The organism is Clostridioides sp. GD02367 (assembly GCF_045900275.1).
GTDB classification, from domain to species: Bacteria; Bacillota; Clostridia; order Peptostreptococcales; family Peptostreptococcaceae; genus Clostridioides; species Clostridioides difficile_A.
Map to the genome: position 1 here is coordinate 159,730 of NZ_JBJODK010000003.1, position 18,761 is coordinate 178,490.

General features: G+C 27.6%; 31 protein-coding genes. All 31 read left to right on the top strand.

The window, feature by feature from the left end; all coding sequences use genetic code 11:
• Positions 1-21: 21 nt before the first annotated feature.
• The gene (locus Q3223_RS04940; protein ID WP_243193334.1) at positions 22-387 is read left to right on the top strand and encodes a hypothetical protein; all 366 of its coding nucleotides are present in this window, start codon (positions 22-24) and stop codon (positions 385-387) included.
• Positions 387-521 carry a hypothetical protein gene (locus tag Q3223_RS04945; RefSeq protein ID WP_285891509.1) on the top strand — a complete coding sequence of 45 codons (135 nt, stop codon included), beginning with the start codon at positions 387-389 and terminating at the stop codon, positions 519-521. The genes Q3223_RS04940 and Q3223_RS04945 overlap by 1 nt, the downstream gene beginning before the upstream one ends.
• The gene (locus Q3223_RS04950) at positions 505-837 is read left to right on the top strand and encodes a hypothetical protein (protein ID WP_243193333.1); all 333 of its coding nucleotides are present in this window, start codon (positions 505-507) and stop codon (positions 835-837) included. Before Q3223_RS04945 ends, Q3223_RS04950 begins: the two co-directional genes overlap by 17 nt.
• Before the next feature lie 108 nt (positions 838-945).
• Positions 946-1,185 carry a hypothetical protein gene (locus Q3223_RS04955; protein ID WP_407811707.1) on the top strand — a complete coding sequence of 80 codons (240 nt, stop codon included), beginning with the start codon at positions 946-948 and terminating at the stop codon, positions 1,183-1,185.
• Between the two features lie 4 nt (positions 1,186-1,189).
• Positions 1,190-1,315 carry a hypothetical protein gene (locus tag Q3223_RS04960; RefSeq protein WP_407811708.1) on the top strand — a complete coding sequence of 42 codons (126 nt, stop codon included), beginning with the start codon at positions 1,190-1,192 and terminating at the stop codon, positions 1,313-1,315.
• 22 nt (positions 1,316-1,337) lie between these two features.
• The gene (locus Q3223_RS04965) at positions 1,338-1,505 is read left to right on the top strand and encodes a hypothetical protein (protein WP_407811709.1); all 168 of its coding nucleotides are present in this window, start codon (positions 1,338-1,340) and stop codon (positions 1,503-1,505) included.
• A gap of 26 nt (positions 1,506-1,531) precedes the next feature.
• A complete protein-coding gene (locus tag Q3223_RS04970) occupies positions 1,532-1,948 on the top strand; it encodes a DUF1064 domain-containing protein (protein ID WP_407811710.1) in 417 nt (138 codons plus the stop codon).
• An 18-nt stretch (positions 1,949-1,966) separates the two neighbouring features.
• Entirely contained in the window at positions 1,967-2,467 is a 501-nt protein-coding gene (locus tag Q3223_RS04975; RefSeq protein ID WP_407811711.1) for a hypothetical protein, read from the top strand.
• A 420-nt stretch (positions 2,468-2,887) separates the two neighbouring features.
• Positions 2,888-3,094, top strand: a complete 207-nt coding sequence (locus tag Q3223_RS04980; protein WP_227482460.1) for a helix-turn-helix domain-containing protein — start codon at positions 2,888-2,890, stop codon at positions 3,092-3,094.
• A 622-nt stretch (positions 3,095-3,716) separates the two neighbouring features.
• Complete coding sequence (locus Q3223_RS04985; protein WP_407811712.1) at positions 3,717-4,421, top strand: hypothetical protein; 705 nt, start codon at positions 3,717-3,719, stop codon at positions 4,419-4,421.
• 87 nt (positions 4,422-4,508) lie between these two features.
• Positions 4,509-5,393: a hypothetical protein gene (locus tag Q3223_RS04990; protein WP_223152999.1), complete on the top strand. Its 885-nt coding sequence runs from the start codon at positions 4,509-4,511 to the stop codon at positions 5,391-5,393.
• 45 nt (positions 5,394-5,438) lie between these two features.
• Positions 5,439-6,149, top strand: a complete 711-nt coding sequence (terS, locus tag Q3223_RS04995; protein ID WP_223153000.1) for a phage terminase small subunit — start codon at positions 5,439-5,441, stop codon at positions 6,147-6,149.
• Entirely contained in the window at positions 6,142-7,467 is a 1,326-nt protein-coding gene (locus tag Q3223_RS05000; protein ID WP_223153001.1) for a phage terminase large subunit, read from the top strand. Before terS ends, Q3223_RS05000 begins: the two co-directional genes overlap by 8 nt.
• A 4-nt stretch (positions 7,468-7,471) precedes the next feature.
• The gene (locus Q3223_RS05005; protein WP_223153002.1) at positions 7,472-8,977 is read left to right on the top strand and encodes a capsid protein; all 1,506 of its coding nucleotides are present in this window, start codon (positions 7,472-7,474) and stop codon (positions 8,975-8,977) included.
• On the top strand, positions 8,978-10,672 hold the full coding sequence (locus Q3223_RS05010) for a phage minor capsid protein (RefSeq protein WP_407811713.1): 1,695 nt from the start codon (positions 8,978-8,980) through the stop codon (positions 10,670-10,672).
• Entirely contained in the window at positions 10,669-10,956 is a 288-nt protein-coding gene (locus tag Q3223_RS05015; protein WP_223153004.1) for a scaffold protein involved in DNA repair, read from the top strand. The genes Q3223_RS05010 and Q3223_RS05015 overlap by 4 nt, the downstream gene beginning before the upstream one ends.
• 30 nt (positions 10,957-10,986) lie before the next feature.
• Positions 10,987-11,244, top strand: a complete 258-nt coding sequence (locus Q3223_RS05020) for a hypothetical protein (RefSeq protein ID WP_223153005.1) — start codon at positions 10,987-10,989, stop codon at positions 11,242-11,244.
• A 408-nt stretch (positions 11,245-11,652) separates the two neighbouring features.
• A complete protein-coding gene (locus Q3223_RS05025; protein WP_407811714.1) occupies positions 11,653-11,898 on the top strand; it encodes a hypothetical protein in 246 nt (81 codons plus the stop codon).
• Between the two features lie 553 nt (positions 11,899-12,451).
• Positions 12,452-12,766 carry a hypothetical protein gene (locus Q3223_RS05030; RefSeq protein WP_223153007.1) on the top strand — a complete coding sequence of 105 codons (315 nt, stop codon included), beginning with the start codon at positions 12,452-12,454 and terminating at the stop codon, positions 12,764-12,766.
• Positions 12,767-12,868: 102 nt separating this feature from the next.
• Positions 12,869-13,189, top strand: a complete 321-nt coding sequence (locus Q3223_RS05035; protein WP_223153008.1) for a hypothetical protein — start codon at positions 12,869-12,871, stop codon at positions 13,187-13,189.
• A gap of 124 nt (positions 13,190-13,313) precedes the next feature.
• A complete protein-coding gene (locus Q3223_RS05040; RefSeq protein WP_407811715.1) occupies positions 13,314-13,910 on the top strand; it encodes a phage scaffolding protein in 597 nt (198 codons plus the stop codon).
• Positions 13,911-13,931: 21 nt separating this feature from the next.
• Positions 13,932-14,891 (top strand): major capsid protein, encoded by a 960-nt coding sequence (locus Q3223_RS05045; protein WP_407811716.1) that lies wholly within the window; start codon positions 13,932-13,934, stop codon positions 14,889-14,891.
• Between the two features lie 10 nt (positions 14,892-14,901).
• The gene (locus Q3223_RS05050) at positions 14,902-15,078 is read left to right on the top strand and encodes a hypothetical protein (RefSeq protein ID WP_021384768.1); all 177 of its coding nucleotides are present in this window, start codon (positions 14,902-14,904) and stop codon (positions 15,076-15,078) included.
• A gap of 11 nt (positions 15,079-15,089) precedes the next feature.
• Entirely contained in the window at positions 15,090-15,452 is a 363-nt protein-coding gene (locus tag Q3223_RS05055) for a hypothetical protein (protein ID WP_021384765.1), read from the top strand.
• Entirely contained in the window at positions 15,453-15,773 is a 321-nt protein-coding gene (locus Q3223_RS05060) for a hypothetical protein (protein ID WP_407811717.1), read from the top strand.
• 59 nt (positions 15,774-15,832) lie between these two features.
• Positions 15,833-16,777, top strand: a complete 945-nt coding sequence (locus Q3223_RS05065) for a hypothetical protein (RefSeq protein WP_407811718.1) — start codon at positions 15,833-15,835, stop codon at positions 16,775-16,777.
• 42 nt (positions 16,778-16,819) lie between these two features.
• Positions 16,820-17,227: a minor capsid protein gene (locus Q3223_RS05070; protein WP_407811719.1), complete on the top strand. Its 408-nt coding sequence runs from the start codon at positions 16,820-16,822 to the stop codon at positions 17,225-17,227.
• A 1-nt stretch (position 17,228) separates the two neighbouring features.
• A complete protein-coding gene (locus Q3223_RS05075; RefSeq protein ID WP_219673962.1) occupies positions 17,229-17,618 on the top strand; it encodes a minor capsid protein in 390 nt (129 codons plus the stop codon).
• A gap of 7 nt (positions 17,619-17,625) precedes the next feature.
• Positions 17,626-18,078 (top strand): phage tail tube protein, encoded by a 453-nt coding sequence (locus Q3223_RS05080; protein ID WP_021384770.1) that lies wholly within the window; start codon positions 17,626-17,628, stop codon positions 18,076-18,078.
• Positions 18,079-18,103: 25 nt separating this feature from the next.
• Complete coding sequence (locus Q3223_RS05085) at positions 18,104-18,424, top strand: hypothetical protein (RefSeq protein WP_223153014.1); 321 nt, start codon at positions 18,104-18,106, stop codon at positions 18,422-18,424.
• Complete coding sequence (locus Q3223_RS05090; protein WP_235626737.1) at positions 18,393-18,758, top strand: Gp15 family bacteriophage protein; 366 nt, start codon at positions 18,393-18,395, stop codon at positions 18,756-18,758. Before Q3223_RS05085 ends, Q3223_RS05090 begins: the two co-directional genes overlap by 32 nt.
• Positions 18,759-18,761: the final 3 nt, after the last annotated feature.

Consider the following 18,761-nt stretch of genomic DNA (forward strand, 5'->3'; position numbering starts at 1 on the left):
AGATAGGGGGATATATAAGCTGTGTTTAAAGTAGAAAGATATTTTAGTGGTTCTGTTATAAATAATATTATAGAAGATGATTTAACACTTAAAAACTATCTTGCATTGTACTGTTGCATAATTGGAGTAACAAGAAATGGAGAAGAGATATATCCAACTTCTGAAAAAATGTTAATAGAGTTTGGTATTGAAAGAAGAATGAAAAAAAGGAAAAAAGATATACCAATAAAATTGACTAATGTTGCAACTGGTGAGGAAAAAGTTTTTGAATCATTAGATAGTGCAGCCTGTTTTTTAAGATTGAAACATCAAGCAGTTTACCAAACAATTAAAAAGAAGAGTAAAACTAGAAGTGGATGGAAAGCTGAATATGTTGAGGAGGAATAATGGAAGTTTCAAGAATAGAATACACAATTAAAAGAGCAAAAGAATTATATGACAATGGAGAAAATATATTTACTGCAATAGATAAAGCTAGAGATGAGTATGAGGAGATGGTTAAAAGTGAATATTTTAACTAGTATTACATTAATAGTAACTAGTTTTATGGTTGGTAGGATTTATGAATACAGAATTTCAAATGAAGATAATGAGACAGACTCAAAGTTGCTTTTAGATGTTTTTAATGAAATTAGTGAGTTAAGAGAAGAAAATAAAATTCTTAAAGAGAAAGTACAAGAAAAGGAGTCACTATTTATTAATAGATTGATAGATTTTTTACATAATAAACAGGTGTGTGAATGTTGTATTTATGACTGTAAGAAGGATGACATTGAATATGATTGTGAGGATGGTATTAAAAAGTGGCTTGATAGCGAAGAACTTATATTTGGATAGAAGAAATATCTAACAAAAACAGTTTAGAGAGTTTCAAAATGTATCTTAATATAAATTACTGTTGAAGTGTCTTGCGACTCTCAAAAACGAAATAAAGGAGGATTTAAAATGAAAAAATATAAAATTAAGTTTGAGGAAAAAGTAACTTTAGAACATGAAGTTATGGTTGAAATTCCAAACGAAATAAATATAAATGATATTTGTAACTGTATAGAACAAAAGTGTCAAAGAATATATGATATAGCAGATTATATAAGAGAGTTTAATGGGAGACAAATAGACTTTGTAGAAGATACTTGTGGAAACACTGAAATGTTAGTTGAATCATTTAGGAATTATAAGGAGTGATTTCATGAAACGAAGAAGATGCAGTTGGTGTGGCAAACTATTTTATCTTGATGAAAAATCTAAGGAGATTTATTGTTGTAAGGGATGTAGGAATAAGGCTAATAGGGCTATGAGTAAAGAGGATAAATAAATTTCAAAAAGCAGTTTCTCAAATGATAAAGCAAGAGGAAAAAGAGAATTTATGGCAAGGATACGAAAATTGTAGAGTAGGTAGAAGTATACCAAGTTCAATAAGAATATATGTAAAAGGATTTAAAAGGTTTGGATATAGTGTACATGAGGTTTATAACTTTATAAATAGTATTAATAAGTATGAGTAATTTTAAGTGATAAAGGGAGTATTTGATTGAGTAAATACAATAATAAAAAAATTATAATTGATGGAATTAAATTTGATAGTAAAGATGAGTCAGAGTATTATTTATATTTAAAAGAAAGAAAGGCAAATGGAGAAATAAAAGATTTTGGACTTCAACAAAAGTTTGAACTACAACCTAAATTTAAAAAAGATGGAAAAAGCTATAGGGCTATTACATATACAGTTGATTTTGCCATATATAAATGGAATGGTGAAGTTGTTTATATAGATGTGAAAGGATATAGTACACAACAAGGTGAACTTAGAAAAAAGCTTTTTGACTATAAGTATCAAGATAAAATACTTATATGGATTTCTAAGAGTAAAAAGTATGGGGTAGATGGTTGGATAGAATATAGTGAACTTAAGAAAAAAAGAAAGGAAAATAAAAAGAAAGTAGCTTAGATAAATAGGGGTGATGTTATGGCAAGTAAAGTTAAAAAGGAGTTTTTTATGGCAACTAAAAAGCACCTTGAGAACTACAAACAATTATATATTAATATTGAAAGTCTAAAACTTCAAATAAAAAATCTTAAAGAGTGCCATTTAGGTGATTTTATGCAAGGTTTAAGCTATGACAGCATTCCTATAAGTAAGACTAATTCAATAAGTAATCAAGTTGAAAATGAGTTAATTATTCTTGAAGAAAAGATAATAGAAAAACAGATAGAACTATATGAAATGGAAGCACTAAAATATACAATAGATTCGGCTATAAATAATCTAAAACCAATACATAAACAAATTATAAGGCATAGGTATATAGAAGGCTTAGAATGGAGTTTAATAGTTGATAAAGTATACTTAGAAGAAAGACAATTAAGAGAAAGAGCTAATCAAGCTATTAGTTCAATATCAATAGCTTTATTTGGTAAAAAAGCACTAATAGAGCAAGAACCATTATTTAAGATGTTAGATTTATAGGCAGTTAATAACTGTCTATTTTTTTGTGAAAAAGATATATGGAAGTTATTGATAATATCACGCATACGTGATATAATTAAAGTATAGAAAGGAGGTGAAAAGAAAGTGGCTAAGAAAATAAAAGAGTTCAGAAAACTCATAAAAGAATTAACTGAACTCGTACTCGAAGTTGGCACACTATTAGCAGTCATCAAAATGGTAATAGATAGCCTACATTAGTAAAACGTTAAGAGAGGAAGTTGCACCTTCCCTCTTAACTAAATTATAAAACATAGTCACTGAAAACACAATGAATAAGTATAAAGAGTTAACATTTGAATTATTGAAATTACTGTATGACACTATTAAATTGATTGGAGCATTAATCTTGTTATATTATGTTATTAACTCAATTTTATAGTAATGATTAAGGGGGATTTTATGAATCGATTTGAGGGCATTTATAGCTTTGCAGAAGCAACAAAATTATGGAGCTTGAAAGACTCTACACTTAGAAAAGCAGTTGCAACAGGAAAATTAGTTGAAAATATTGATTGTAAAAAATTTGGTCGTGATTGGGTAGTGACTATTGAAGCAATGGAAAGAGAATATGGAAAATTAGATAGTATAATGAAAGACCTAGATTAAATTCTAGGTCTTTTAATTGCCGTTTTTCTGCCGATTTTATAATTTAAAATGTGAGATAATAGTATTGTGGAAATGAATATTTCCCTCTCAAAACTAAATATATATGTGAGCTAGGTTAAGGGATTCACCTAGCTTATATGAACAGACTAGGCAGGGCATGAGGATGTTGTAAGTTCAATTCTTACTATGTTCAAAATATTTTTATTAATACACTATATGTAGCAGTTGAATTTAGATTAAAATCTCATACAATTTTGTATCTTAATTCAGGTGTCTAAAAGAGTGGGGCTTGGTAACCTCACTCAATGTATAAGTGCTGGTGCGTAATTCCAGGTTCAATTCCTAGAACTTATTCCTTTAAATATATAATATGTATCCCCCATTAAAAAGACTTAGATTAATTTCTAGGTCTTTTATATTCTTATATTTTAAAAGTTAGCTTTGTATGTGCAAAATGTATTAAATGAATTAGATTGAGGAGACATAAAAAAGAAATTAAAAGTATATCTTGAGAGACAATTTTTTAAAATAAAATAGATTAAAAGGATATTGACTAAAGATGTAGAATATTATCCTAAAAAGGGGTTTTAAATATTAAATCTCACAAGAGGGAGAGTGGAGTATGGGAATTTATTTTGCAAGTAATTATCAAAGAGAATTTTATGTTGAAGGAAATTTTTACAATATAAAAGATGGAGTAAATGGTCATAGTGTTAGATGCAGAAATGTTGCAAATATAAAGAGGAAGAATAATCTAGAATCTGAGTTAAATGCAACTTTCATAATGATGAATCCTGGAAGTTGTGAATTAATTGATGAAAGTAATAAAGATAGTATCTCTGATTATACTTGTTATGATATTTTAGAAAAAGGAATTTTAAGTAAATTTAGATGTTCTAAGGCAGACCCAGTTCAGTTTTGTATTATGGAAATTATGGATAAAATGAATTGGAACTATGTAAATATAATTAATCTGTCAGATATAAAGAATCCTAATTCTGGAAAATTCTTTGATGAAGAAAAGAAATTTAGAAAAGACTTTTATATGCTTCCAGATATACATTCAATTTTCTCTAAACATAGAAAAGATATAAATTTATTTATTGATACTCAAAAACCAGTAATACTTGCTTGGGGTGTTGATAGTCATAAGGATTTAAAAGATATTATTAGTAAAGCGACAGATTATATAAAAGAAAAGGGGATAGAATTTGTTGGCATAAAAAATAAAGATGGATGTTATTATCATATAAGACCAAAGGTAGGAAAACCTAAGATTGAAGAAATAGTCAATGAATTAAATAAATTAGTTGTTACATCATACTAATGAATTTAGATATATTTGTAGTTGTTAAATGATTGTTGAAGGATATTGACCTTTAAAGTTGAATTTTATACTTTGGAGGAGATAAAGATGACAAAAAATAGAATAAAAAAAATATTTATAGATATTTACAATAGAATAATTAACCTTAGTAAAGAACAAAATTTAATTTATAAAATGAATAAGACAGGGCATATAATTACTTTAGGATTGGGATTTTTTTTAGTTATTATTTCATATATATTATTTGATAAAAAGTTTTTTCTATTGAATGAAAATAATAAATTTTTATATCTATCTGGAATGTTCTTTTTTGGGCTTATTCTGATTGTTATAAATTTAAATTTAAAAAATAAATACATAAAGATAATATTAAGTATATTTTCAATAAGTTCATGTTTATTGGATGATAGAATAAAATTATTTTTACCATTTTTTCTTATTTTAGTGTTGAGTTGTATGATTGTGTATGAATTTTGGGAAATATTTATTACATTTATGACTTTTATGTTTTATTCTATAGTAGCTATTCCAATATTTTTAGTAGCTTTAGAAATTGCCCAAGATTATTTACCTAATTTTGATAAGTATGCTTATGGCATTATATATGGTATTACAACATTCGAGTTAATATTATATTTGCCAATTGGTTACTTTGGTGTAAAAATAATTAATAAGATTTTCTATAATGTTATAGAGAGAAAAAAATATTCATATCGATTATTTACAAATATAGTAACATTAATTTATATTATTCTATTTGTAATGATGAATATATACGGATATTTATATATTGATGGAATTATGGGTAAAGTCTATAGTATATTCAATAATAGCTTTTTAACTATAGTAACCATTACACAAATAAGTGGTAAAGAGATTTTTTTAGATAATTTAAAAAATAGATTTAATAAAATGAAGGAAGTTTTCTTCTATGCAAAAAAAACTTTCCTTGATAAAGAACTCAATAAATAGAGTTCTTTTTTTATTCTCAAAACAAACAAATAAAGAGGTGGTGATTTGCAAGATGTTAAAGAAAAGGTAAAAAAAGATTACCTAGAAGGTATGAAACAAAAGAAAATATCAGCAAAGTATGACATTAGTTTAAACACTCTAAAGTCATGGATAAAAAGATACAACTGGGTTAGTGAAAAAAGGAAAGGTGCACCTATAAACAAAAAAGGTGCACCTTTTTATAATAAAAATTCAGTTGGACATGGTGCTCCAAAAGAGAATAAGAATGCTGAGAAATTTGGGTTCTTCTCAAAGTATTTACCTGAAGAAACCCAAGAATTAATTAATGAGATAAAAAATAAAGATAAGTTTGATATTCTTTGGGAACAGATAATAATTCAATATGCGGCAATAATAAGAGCACAAAAGATAATGTATGTTAAAGATAAGGCAGAAATGATAAAGGAAGTCAAAAAAGAAAAAACAACAGAGTTTGGAGAAGAAATACAATATGAATTTCAATTTTCATGGGATAGACAAGCTTCTTTTCTTAATGCTCAGAGTAGAGCTATGAGTGAACTTAGAAGCCTTATAAAGCAGTATGATAGTATGATTCATAAAGATTGGAATCTAGCAACAGAAGAACAAAAACAAAGAATTGAAATATTAAAATCTAAAATACCAAATAAAGATGCTATTAATATCAATTCACAAATAACAGCTCTTGCAGATTTGATAAATAATCCAGTAGACGAAAGGATTATAGAAAATGATTAACTATTCTCCACTAACAATAAGACAAACAGAGTACATAAGGAAAAGTAAAGGTAGTTGGTTAAATGTTCTAGAGGGTGGGAAAAGAGCTGGTAAGAATATTATAAATTTGATAGCTTATTCTATGTGTTTAGAGGTTCATCCAGATAAATTACATTTAGTAGCAGGTGTTTCACTAGGAGCTGCTAAGATGAACATTATAGATAGTAATGGTTTTGGTTTGCAGTATCTATTTGAAGGTAGATGTAGAGAAGGTGAATATAAAAATAGGGATGCATTATATATTCAAACTTTAACTGGAGAGAAGATTGTTATTATTGCAGGTGGAGGAAAAGCAAATGATGCAGCAAGAATAAAAGGTAACTCATATGGAACAGTCTATATATCAGAAGTAAATGAGTGTCACCAATCATTTGTACAAGAGGTTTTTGATAGAACTCTAGCAAGTAGTAAAAGACAGTTATTCTTTGATTTAAATCCATTTTCACCAAGTCATTGGTTTTATAGAGACATATTAGATTATCAAGATGAATTGAAAAATAGTGGAGAGAATGAGGGATATAATTATTCACATTTCACTATAAAAGATAATTTGAGCATAAGTAATAATGTATTAAAGGAAGTTTTAAGAACCTATGATAAAACATCACTTTGGTATCAAGCTGATATATTAGGGAGAAGAGTAGCAGCAACAGGAAGAATATATACTGGATATAAAAAGAGTGAAGTTGTTATAGATAGAAACTATATAAAAGATAATAATATAACATTTATTGAATTTAGTATAGGCATAGATATTGGTGGTACAGATGCAACTGTAGCAACTCTAACAGGTTTTACTAAAGGCTATAATGAGATTATAGAGTTAGATGGATATTATCATAAACAAGGGAAAAATCATGGTTATACACATGACAAGTATGCAAAAGAAATAGTCGATAAGATTGAGGAGTGGTCAGATACCTATCCTCATTTTTTATTTTCTACATACATATTCTGTGAAAGTGCAGACAAGTTATTTAGACAAGCCCTAAGCAATGAATTGAAACGAAGAGGTATAAATATACAAGTAACACCAAGTTACAAAAAAGATGGGATAGTAGATAGAATAAGGCTTGTAAATATACTAATAAATCAAGGTAGATATAAGATTATGAAACATTTAAATAAATGGGTAGAAGCTATTGAAAATGCAATATGGGATGATGATGAAAAATCAAAGGGAAATTGGGTTCGTGTTGATGATGGAAGCTATCCTGTTGATTGCCTAGATAGTTCAGAGTATTCGATACAACCATTTAAAAAGAGATTGGAGGTTTAAGAATGTGGGGTGGTTAAAAGATATGGCTACTAAAACAGCTATAAAGTTACTTAATATACAACCAGCTATTGATAGGGAAATTACAATAAAAGAGCCGTTGGGATTTAATGGTAATATAATGAAAAATAGAATTTGGTATAGAGGAGAACCTTCTGAATTAGACCAATTTTTTAAAAAAACTGCCAATGATTTAGTAAGTAAGTCTAGATTTTGGGCAGCTGTACCTAGTTCTGATTTTAATGTTAGAAAAGTACATTCAGGTATTCCTGCTATGATTGCTGAGAGATTGGCAGATATAGTTGTAGCTGATATGGATAAAATAGAACTTGATACAGAAGAATTGACTAATTTATGGACTTATATAAGTAAAGATAATCATTTTAATAAACTTATTGGAGAGTCTATTATTGAAACTTTAGTAACAGGAGATGGAGCTTTTAAAATAACAGTAGATACAGATATAACTACTAATCCAATTATAGAATATTATAGTGGTGAAAGAGTAGATTATAAATTTAAAAGAGGTAGACTATCTGAAGTACACTTTCTTACAGAATATTCAAAGGATAATTCAACATACACTTTAATTGAGATATTTGGAAAAGGATACATAATAAATAAATTGATTGATAGCAGAGGTCAAGACGTTCCATTAAGTACTTTAGATGAAACACTAGAGTTAAAAGATATCACCTATGAAGGTGATTTTTTAATGTCTGTACCTATGATGTTTTTTAAATCACCTAAATGGTTAGGTAGAGGGAAAAGTATATTTGATAGTAAGTCAGACAGCTTTGATGCTTTAGATGAAACTATAAGTCAATGGGTAGATGCTATTAGAGATGGAAGAGTTAAACAATATATACCAGAAAGTTTACTTCCTAAAAATCCAGTAACAGGAGAAATTATTAAATCTAATTCATTTGATAATAAATATATAGCTATAGCATCTAGTTTAGCTGAAGATTCTCAAAATACAATAGAAATTCAGCAGCCATCAATTAATTATGAAGCATATGTAAATACCTATGCAAGTAATATAGATATGTGTTTACAAGGTATTATATCACCTGCTACTCTTGGTATTGATTTGAAGAAAACGGATAGTGCAGAATCACAAAGAGAAAAAGAAAAAACAACTTTATATACTAGAGGTAAAATAATAGATGTTTTAAATGAAGTTATACCAGAGATAGTATCAACTGTACTTAAAGTTAATGATTTATTGTATGAAAGAACTATAGGAGAATATAATCCAGTTATAAGTTTTGGTGAATACTCAACACCAAGTTTTGATACAGTAGTTGATACAGTAGGTAAAGCTAAAAGTTATGGAATAATGAGCACAGAAATGGCTGTAGATGAGCTTTATGGTGATACTATGAGTGATGAAAAGAAAGCAGAAGAAGTTCTTAGGATAAAAGAAGAAAATGGACTAATGGACATAGAAGAACCAGCAACTAATATAGATGGAATGAATGATGATGTAGTCAATGAGGATGTGGTCTAGTTGGCTTTAAATCCATATGATATATCATCTATTTATAGCGATATGGAACTTGATTTAGTGAAGTCAATGAAACAAAACATGAAACTGCATGAGTCAGAAGAATTAAAAGAAGGTTTTAAGTGGGAACAGTGGCAGAAAACTAAATTAAGGGAAATAAAGAAATTTCAAAAGAGAAATAAAGGTATAATAAAAGATTATCAAAAGATAATTGATGGAGAAACAGATAAGTTACTAAAATCTAGTTTTAAAAATGGGTCTAAAAGGTCAGAAAATTTTATTAGTAAGACGCTAAATAAAGTAAGTTCTAAATTTAAAAACATGTTTGAGCCTAAAGAAAAAAGCTTTTTTAAAATAAATGAAGATAAAGTTTTTAGTCTTATTAAATCTGTTAAAGGTGATTTACATAATGCAAATCATGCTGCACTTAGAAAAATGGATGATGTCTATAGACAAACAATATTCAAATCTCAAATGTATGTAAATAATGGGGCTATGACAGTAAATCAAGCAGTAGATATGGCTACTAAAGATTTTTTAGACAAAGGAATAAATTGTATTACATATAAAAATGGCAGAAAAGTAAATATATCTAGTTATGCAGAAATGAGTATAAGAACAGCTAATCAGCGTGTAACACTAATGGGGGAAGGTATAAAAAGAGATGAGTATGGAGTACATACAGTCATAACATCAAATCATACAAATACTTGTCCACTGTGTTTACCTTGGCAAGGAAGAGTATTAATTGATGATGTATATAGTAAAGGAAGTTCAAAAGAAGGAAGATATCCTTTATTAAGTGAAGCTATGGCTCTAGGTTTTTTACACCCAAACTGTAGACATCATCCAACTACATTTTTTCCTGAAATTAATGAAATTCCTAAACCTTTGACAGAAGAAGAAAAACAAGATGCTCTTGAAAGATATAATGTTGAGCAGAAACAAAGAGAAATTGAGAGAAATATAAGAAGATGGAAAAGAATAGAAGCTGGCAACCTAGATATTGTTAACATTGAAGATGCACATAAGAAGTTAGAATTATATCAAAATCAAATGAAGGAGCATTTATTAAAGCATAGCTATTTAAGAAGAGATTCTTGGAGAGAAAAATTAAGAAATGATGATATAATTAGTACATCAAAATATTTAGATTCTAGAAATAATAAATTAAAACAAGTTTTATCAAAAGAATTAGAAAAGTTAACTGATGATGAAAAAGAAGTAATTAGGTATTATACAGGATTTGGAGCCAATAAAATTAATACTGCTTTAACAACAGGTAAAGGAATAGAAGCTCTAAAAGATAAGATAAATATATTAGATAAGGCTTTGGCTAAAGGTGTTATTAATGAAGATATAGTTGTATATAGAAAAACTATCCCACAGTACATGGGAATATTTTCTAAGAATGACAGAATAAGTTATAGGGATATAGAAAGATTAATTGGACTTAAAATAATTAATAAAGGGTTCACCTCAACAAGCTTAAATCCATTTGACTATCCTGGAAGAAATATATTTATGAAGATAAAAGTTCCAAAAGGATATCATGGTGCTATGTATATAAAGAATATAGCAAAGGATAAATATAAATATCAAGAAGAAGTTTTATTTACAAAAGGATTGAGTTATAAAGTGACAGGTGTTAAAATGGAAAATAATATTTATTATTTGGATGTGGAGGTAGTAATGTGAATAAAATAGAAGAGGCAGAAGAAGAATATGAAGATAAGATTAATAATTTGCCAAAGTTAGGAAGTGGATTTGATTGTAACTTGGGAGGCGTAGTTGTAGATATGCCAGTTTGTCGTGCTTGTAAAAATGAAAGATTAGAAAATGGAAAATTTTCCTGTGTTGTATTTAACACTATACCTCAAAAATATAATGATTATGAATCCTATTATTGTTCAGAGTTTATTCCAAATAAAGAAAGTGTTTTTTATAGAATTTTGTTGGATTTGATGGAAAGAAAAAAGTAATTAATATTATTTAAGTATAGAGGTGATAAAATGAGTAAATTACCAAAGGTAGGAAGTGGATTTGACTGTGATTTTGGTTCAGTTGTTTTAGATCCTCCTTTATGTAATGCTTGTAAAAACTTGTATTTAAAGAATGATGAGTTAAGTTGCTATATATATGAAGAAATCCCTCATAAATATAATGAGTGTAGCAGCTATGATTGTCCAAATTTCATACCAAATAAAGAAACTTGTTGGTATCCTTTTGTAAAAAAAGAAATAGATAAGTTTTTTTCTGAAAATGAATAAGTTTACATTAAAAAATTGAGTTAAAGTATATACTTTTTGTGTTTATTTCACTGTTTTTCCTCCTAAGTAGAAATTTTCAAAAGAGTTGAGTTAGAATTAAAGAAAATGCCTTTATTATTTGGATGAAGATGGAGTAATGTGAATAAAAGAGAAGAATGAGAAAAAGAATACATATGTAAGATAATTAAACTAATAAAAATAGGAAGTAGATTTGCTTGTAATTAAAGACTAGAAAATGGAAAATTCTTTTATGTTATATTTACTAATGTTCCTAAGAAATATAATGATTATGAATCTTATTATTGTTCAGAGTTTATTCCAGATAAAGAAAGTGTTTTTTATAGAATTTTGTTGTATTTGATGGAAAGAAAAAAGTAACTAATAATATTTATACATAGAGGTGATAAAATGAGTAAATTACCTAAAATAGGAAGTGGATTTGACTGTGATTTTGGTGCAGTTATCTTAGATCCTCCTTTATGCAGTGCTTGTAAAAATGTGTTTTTGAAAAATAATGAATTGAGTTGTTCTATGTATGAAGAAATTCCCAAGAAATATATTGAAAGTAAAAGTTATGATTGTCCAAGTTTTACACCAAATAAAGAGTCTTGTTGGTATCCTTCTGTAAAAAAAGAAATAGATAAGTTTTTTTAAAAAAATAAATAAATTTAAATTAAAAATTAAGTTAAAGTATATACTTTTCTATGTTTATTTCATGGTTTTGCCCCTAAATAGAAATTTTTAAAAGAGTTGAGTTATAAATTAGAATTAAAGAAAATGTATTTATTATTTGGACAAGAGGGGGTAATGTGAATAAGAGAGAAGAATACAGACATAAGATAGCTAAACCAGCAAAAGTAGGAAGTGGGTTTGATTGTAGTTAAGGAATAGTTGAGACAGGAATATCACTATGTAGAGCTTGCAAAAACCAAATATTATTAAATGGAAAAATCTCTCACATCATATTTAATACTATCATCTGAGAAATACAATAATTATAAATTTTTATTATTACTCAGAGTTTATCCAAGATAAAGAGGGTCATTTTTATCAAATTTTATTAGAATTAACTGAAAAGAATATATAACTACTATTCTTCACATGTATCTATAATAAGATTAGTTACTTATCTAAAGTAAAAAATAGATTTAATTGTAACTTTGATATAATTTAATAAAAATTGAATACTGTTAAAAGGATGATTATAATGATTGATAGAAATAAAGTTGAATTTATGATAAAATGTGTACAATGGCATTCTGCTTGTGGTGGTGAACCTCCCAGTGAATGGTGGGACGAATTTCCATTAATTTTCACAGAAGATGTAAATGAGACTATAGAATTTTTAACTGATTGCAATGAAGAGGAAATTCATTGTCTGAGTCAAATTTTTGAAGAAATATCAAGTGGACTACAAAGTTACAAGTTTGTAGAGTTTATTAAGAGTTTACAGAAAAAGTTTCCTAATATAAAAATGGAACTAAGTATTTATTGGGCAGAACAAGCCATACAAGAAGATTAAGTTATTTGATATAAGATTGACTTGTGAATACTAAATAAATTAATTAAGAAGAAAAGAATCATTTTTTCAATAAAAGGCAAAAAATATTAGGAAGTGATTACATTGATTGATAAAGATAAAATATATAGTAATATAGATTATATAGAGTCCATGACACAAAATGGAGCATCTCCTAATTTAGATAAACATTGGTATGAAATTGTTGATATACTTAGCAAAGATTTAAAAGATACTGAAGAATTTTTATTAAATGAATGTAATGAGTATAGAATTTGGTTTATAAGTGGATATTTTGAAGATATTTCATATAATTTTCAAAATGAAGGTTTTATTGAAATCTTAAAAAAACTTGAAAAAAAGTATCCCAATTCCGATTTAAAGGATGACATTCATTGGGCAGAGAAAGCTATACAAAAAAATTAAGCATTTACTTAAAGTTAAGTAGGTGCTTTTTTTATCGCCATTTTGTTGTTTTGGGCGTTAACTATAAACTCATCACTGGGCAAGACCAGGTTAAAAAATGAAGATGAAGAGGGAGAAAGATAAAATGAATAAAGAACAATTTATCGCATTAGGATTAACAGAAGAACTTGCTAAAAAAGCAGAATCAGAATCACTTTCAGAACTTAAAAATTACATACCTAAAACAAGATTTGATGAAGAAAATACAGCTAAAAAACAACTTGAAAATGATATACAAGATAGAGATAAACAATTAGAAAACTTAAAAATAAATAGTGGAAATTCAGAAGAATTAAAAAAGCAAATTGAAACATTACAAGAAGAAAATAAAAATAAAGATATTAAATATCAAGAAGAATTACAAGATTTAAAACTTAGTAATGCCATTAAGTTATCAATATCAGGTAAAGTTCATGATGAAGAGTTAGCAGCAGGTTTATTTGACAAATCAAAATTAATTTTGGGTGATGATGGAAAAGTTGCTGGAATAGAAGAACAACTAAAAGCTATTCAAGAATCAAAGAAATTTTTATTTAAAGAAGAGAAACAAAGTAGTCCTAAATTAGGTTTTAAATTTGGTAGTGATGGAGGAAATAATATAGATAACTCTAATCAACCAAGTAAATTGAGTATGAAAGATGCTATACAAGCAAAAATACAGTCTCAAATGGCTAAAGAGTAATTTTAAAGGAGGAAAATAAATATGGCAATTACATTAGAAGAAGCTAGTAAAAATGTACAAGATGATTTACAAATAGGTGTTATAGATGAATTTAGAAAGTCAAACTGGATTTTAGATAACTTAACATTTGATGATGCTGTTTCACCAACAGGAGGAGGGTCTACACTTACTTATTCTTATACAAGACTTAAAACTCAGCCAACAGCAGCATTTAGAGAAATAAACAAAGAATATATACCACATGAAGTAACTAAAGAAAGACATTCTGTTGATTTAAAGGTATTTGGAGGTAGCTACCAAATAGATAGAGTTATAGCTAATATGGGTGGTATTGTATCAGAAGTTGAGCTTCAACAAGCACAAAAAATAAAGGCAGCTCAAGCACTTTTTAATGATACATTTATAAATGGAGATAGTGCAGTAGATTCAAAAGCATTTGATGGTTTAGAGAAAGCTCTAGCTGGAAGTTCAACAGAATATAATTTAGGTGACAGTTCAATAGACTTATCTACTTCACAAGCTATTACAACAAATTATATGGCATTTTTAGATATGTTGGATGAGTTTTTAACAGGTCTAGATGGAACTCCATCATTTATAGCAGGAAATACTAAATTGATATCTAAGTTAAGAGCATGTGCAAGAAGAGCAAGCATGTACCAAACACAACTAAATAGTTTTGGCCAACAAATAGAATCATACGGAAATGTACCATTTGTTGATTTAGGAGCAAAGCCTGGTACAAATGATGATGTAGTAGCTACAGATACTACAAAAGGAACAACATCATTATATGTTGCAAGACTTGGTTTAGATGGTTTACATGGAGTATCAATGGCTAGTGTATCACCTGTGCAAACATGGTTACCAGATTTCACTACTTCTGGAGCAGTAAAAACAGGAGAAGTTGAAATGAGTGCAGCAATAGCTTTAAAAGCATCAAAAGCAGCTGGAGTTTTTAGAAATATAAAAGTTAAATAGGGAGGATTAGATGGCTAAAGTAATAGCACCAAATAGTCAATATAATGGTTTAAGTGCCAATGTATATTTTCAAAATGGGATTGGTGAAACCACTAATCCCATTTTGATTGAATGGTTTAATGAACATGGCTATAAGATAATAAACGATAGATTAGAAGAAAAAATAACTAAACCAAAACGTAAATAGGAAGTGATAAAGTGCCTTATGCGACAGAAGAATACTATAAAAACGATTATGGTGGAAATCTTATAGAAGATGAAAAGTTAATTAGTAAATTAGAAAGAGCATCTGACCAAATAGATGTTTTAACATTTAATAGAATTGTTACTATAGGTTTTGATAGTTTAACAGAGTTTCAAAGAGATAAAATAAAGAAAGCTGTGTGTATACAAGCGGATTTCATATATAAGTATGGAGAATATATTGATATGCCTTTAAGTGGGTATTCAGCAGGGGACATATCTTTAAGCTTTAATGCAAGTACTATAAATGGTATAACTACTACAAATGAAATAATTAACTATTTATCTCAAACAGGTCTTACTTGTAGGAAGATATAGATGAAACTACCATTTCCTAAATGGATTTTAGTTACACCTGTTAAGATATATAGTACTTATATAAGTGAAGATGGAGAGCCTATTGAAAGTTTGATACTTGATGATATGTGTAACTATTCTGAAAAAACTAAACAAACTTTAGATAAAGAAAGAAAACTTATAACTTTAGTTGGAAAGATTATTTGTGAAGGTGATATTTATCCAAATAAAATATTGCAAGGATATATTGAAATACAAGGTAATAAAAGAGATATTTATAGAGTATCAAAACCTAGGAATCCAGATGGCTCAATTTTTTCTACTGAAATAGAATTAATTTAAAAAAAGCCCTCATTTTGTCTTAATATGTGCTATTATTTTGTTAAAAGGGGGAGATTTTTATGATAATTTCTAAAGACAAATTCAATAAAATAGTTAAAGAATCAGGTGGCATATTTAAATATATTTGCTGCATTATGTCTGAACATTATTGTGGGATAGAAGGGGTTAAAATTGGAGCTATAGGAAATACAATTATTATAGAACGAGGGTTGTTGTTTGATGCAGTAATGAATCCAAAACTTTTTATTCCAAAAGAAAACATATTAAAAATTTATACATCAGAAGATAGAATATTAATAGAATTTAAAGAAAATGAATATAAGTACAGTGTGAGTTTAAAAATAAAAAGTAAAAAAAATATAAATAAATTAGTTGATTCAATAAAAAGAATAACTAATGAAAATTTAGATGTGTTGAAGTTAGAGCATTTTAAGAATGAAGAAAAATATCAAAATGATCTAGATATTATATCTGAGTTAGAAGAGGATATAGAAGAAGAAAATGCATTGGAAGAGTTATTAATAGCAGATTTAGATATAGCTTCTATTATAGAAGAATGTGAATATAATAAGGTTAATTCTATAAAAAGAATAAATCAATTAACCAATTTGAGTTTAACTCAGTGTAAAAAGATAGTTGATGATTATTTTAGAAATAATAGTTTAGGTAGTATACAAAAATATGAATCAATCAAAAAAATTGATGATGAAAAGAAATATAATAATAAAATGAAAAAACTTCAAGAAGAACAACTCAAACTTGAAATTAAAAATACAAAACTAAATATAAAACAACAAAAAAAGGCTATGAAACAGGACAAAAAAACAGCTCGTTGCCCTAAGTGTGGATCAACATCTCTATCAGCACATAAAAAGGGTTTTGGTATAGGAAAAGCAGTAGTTGGAGCATGGGCAGTTGGAGGGATTGGTCTTATTGCTGGAAATGCAAATGCTAAAAAAGTTAGAGTTACATGTCTAAAATGTGGTAAACAGTTTTGGGCATAATAATTATTAAAGAGTACTTGTTATATCAAGTACTTTTTTATTTTGGAGTTGATTATAATTAAAAATCCATTTAGAAGTAAATTAAGTATTGATATAAAAATAAATAATACTAAAATTAATAAACTTAAAAAAGCTCAAAGACAAGCTGCTAAAATGACAGCAGAAGCTTTAAAAACAGAAATTAATACAATGCAAGTTGTGCCAAAACAAACAGGAGTACTTGAAGAATCTGTAAGCATAAATTTGAAGTTACTTAATAAGGGACAGCTTAAAATAACATATGATACACCATATGCTAGACGTTTATATTATCATCCTGAGTATAATTTTAGAAAAGACAAAAATAAGAACGCACAAGGTAGATGGTTAGAAGTTTTTACAGAAGGAAATAAAAAAGATTTCTCAGAAAAAGCATATTATAAATGCTATAAAAAGTTAACTGGAGTGTAAAATGTATCTTAAGGATATTAAAGAATGGTTAAAGAAGACCATAAGTGATAAAAACATTGCATTTTATATTGGTAAGATAGATGCTAATAAAGAAAAAGTAATAGGTATATATAATAAAAATAGTAACAATAACACAATAGCTGTAGGTGGACTTGCAAGTACATCAACATCTACTAAAGCTATCACAATTTTAATTCATTGGGATAAAAATTGTGACACAACTGAAAAGATCTCTAGATGCATTTATGATTTATTTAATGGACAAACCGTTGTCATTAATAAAGTAAGTGCTTTTTTTATTATGAAAAATGATGAACCAGTATTTTTAGGTACTGATGAAAATGGAATTTATGAATATGTAATTGATTTAGATATAATTTACGAAAGGTAGTGATTAAATGGCAGGAAAAAGTGGAGTAGTACCTGTGTATGACTTAACATTTGGAGTCAATACAACTGGTAGAACTGGTGATGCAGATACTATTGTTAAGGATGCAGAATCATTAAGTGTTAGTATTGATGGAAATATAGAAGAATGGAATCCTATGGATCAAGGCGGATGGACAAGAAGGTTAATGACATCTAAGTCTTTATCAGTATCTATGGGAGGAAAAAGAAATTATGGAGACCCTGGCAATGATTATATAGCAGGACTTGCTTTTAAAAATGGACAAGATTGTAATAGTGTCTTTTCAATTAATTTTCCAGATGGAGCAACTCTTAAGTTTGATTGTATAATAAATGTAACTAGCATGGGTGGAGATTCTACTGCTACAGATGCATTAGAGTGGGAAGCCTTAAGTGATGGGAAACCAATATATACACCTGCATCAGGTTCTAGTGAAAGTTAGAAATATTAATAAGAGGAGTTAAAGTATGTCAAATATAATAGATATATCAACGAAATTAACAAACGAAAAACCAAAAATAAAAATATCAGAAGGTAAAATATATACTGTAAATAACAGTAAAAATACTGTTCTTATAGTAAATCAGAGAATGTCTGAGAATAATTCAAATGAAATTGAGCTTATAGATGATGCTTTGAAACTATTACTTGGGGAAAAGGCATTTAAGGAAATAGATTCAATGCAGCTTTCATTTGTAGATTACAAAACTATATTTATAGCAGTTATGGCTGCTATATCAGGAGAAACTTACGAAGATACAGAAAGTCGATTTCAAAACTCAAAATAAATCTGATGGATTTTATGATTTATATGAAGATTGGGAATTAATAGAATCAAGTTTTGCAAAACAATATGGAATAAGACTCCGAACTGAGATTGATATGTCTTGGTCGGAGTTTTGTTCTTTATTATCTGGAATTATGCCAGAAACACCTCTTGGTCAAATTGTATCAATTAGAGCTGAAAAAGACCCTAAAATATTAAAAGGTTTTACTAAAGAACAGAGAAAGATAAGAAATGATTGGATATTAAAACGTAATAAAAAGCTTAGAGAAGATAAAAATAATTATTCTTCTTATATAAATAACTTTCAAAATTGGTGTAAGGAAACCTTTAGTTAGAAG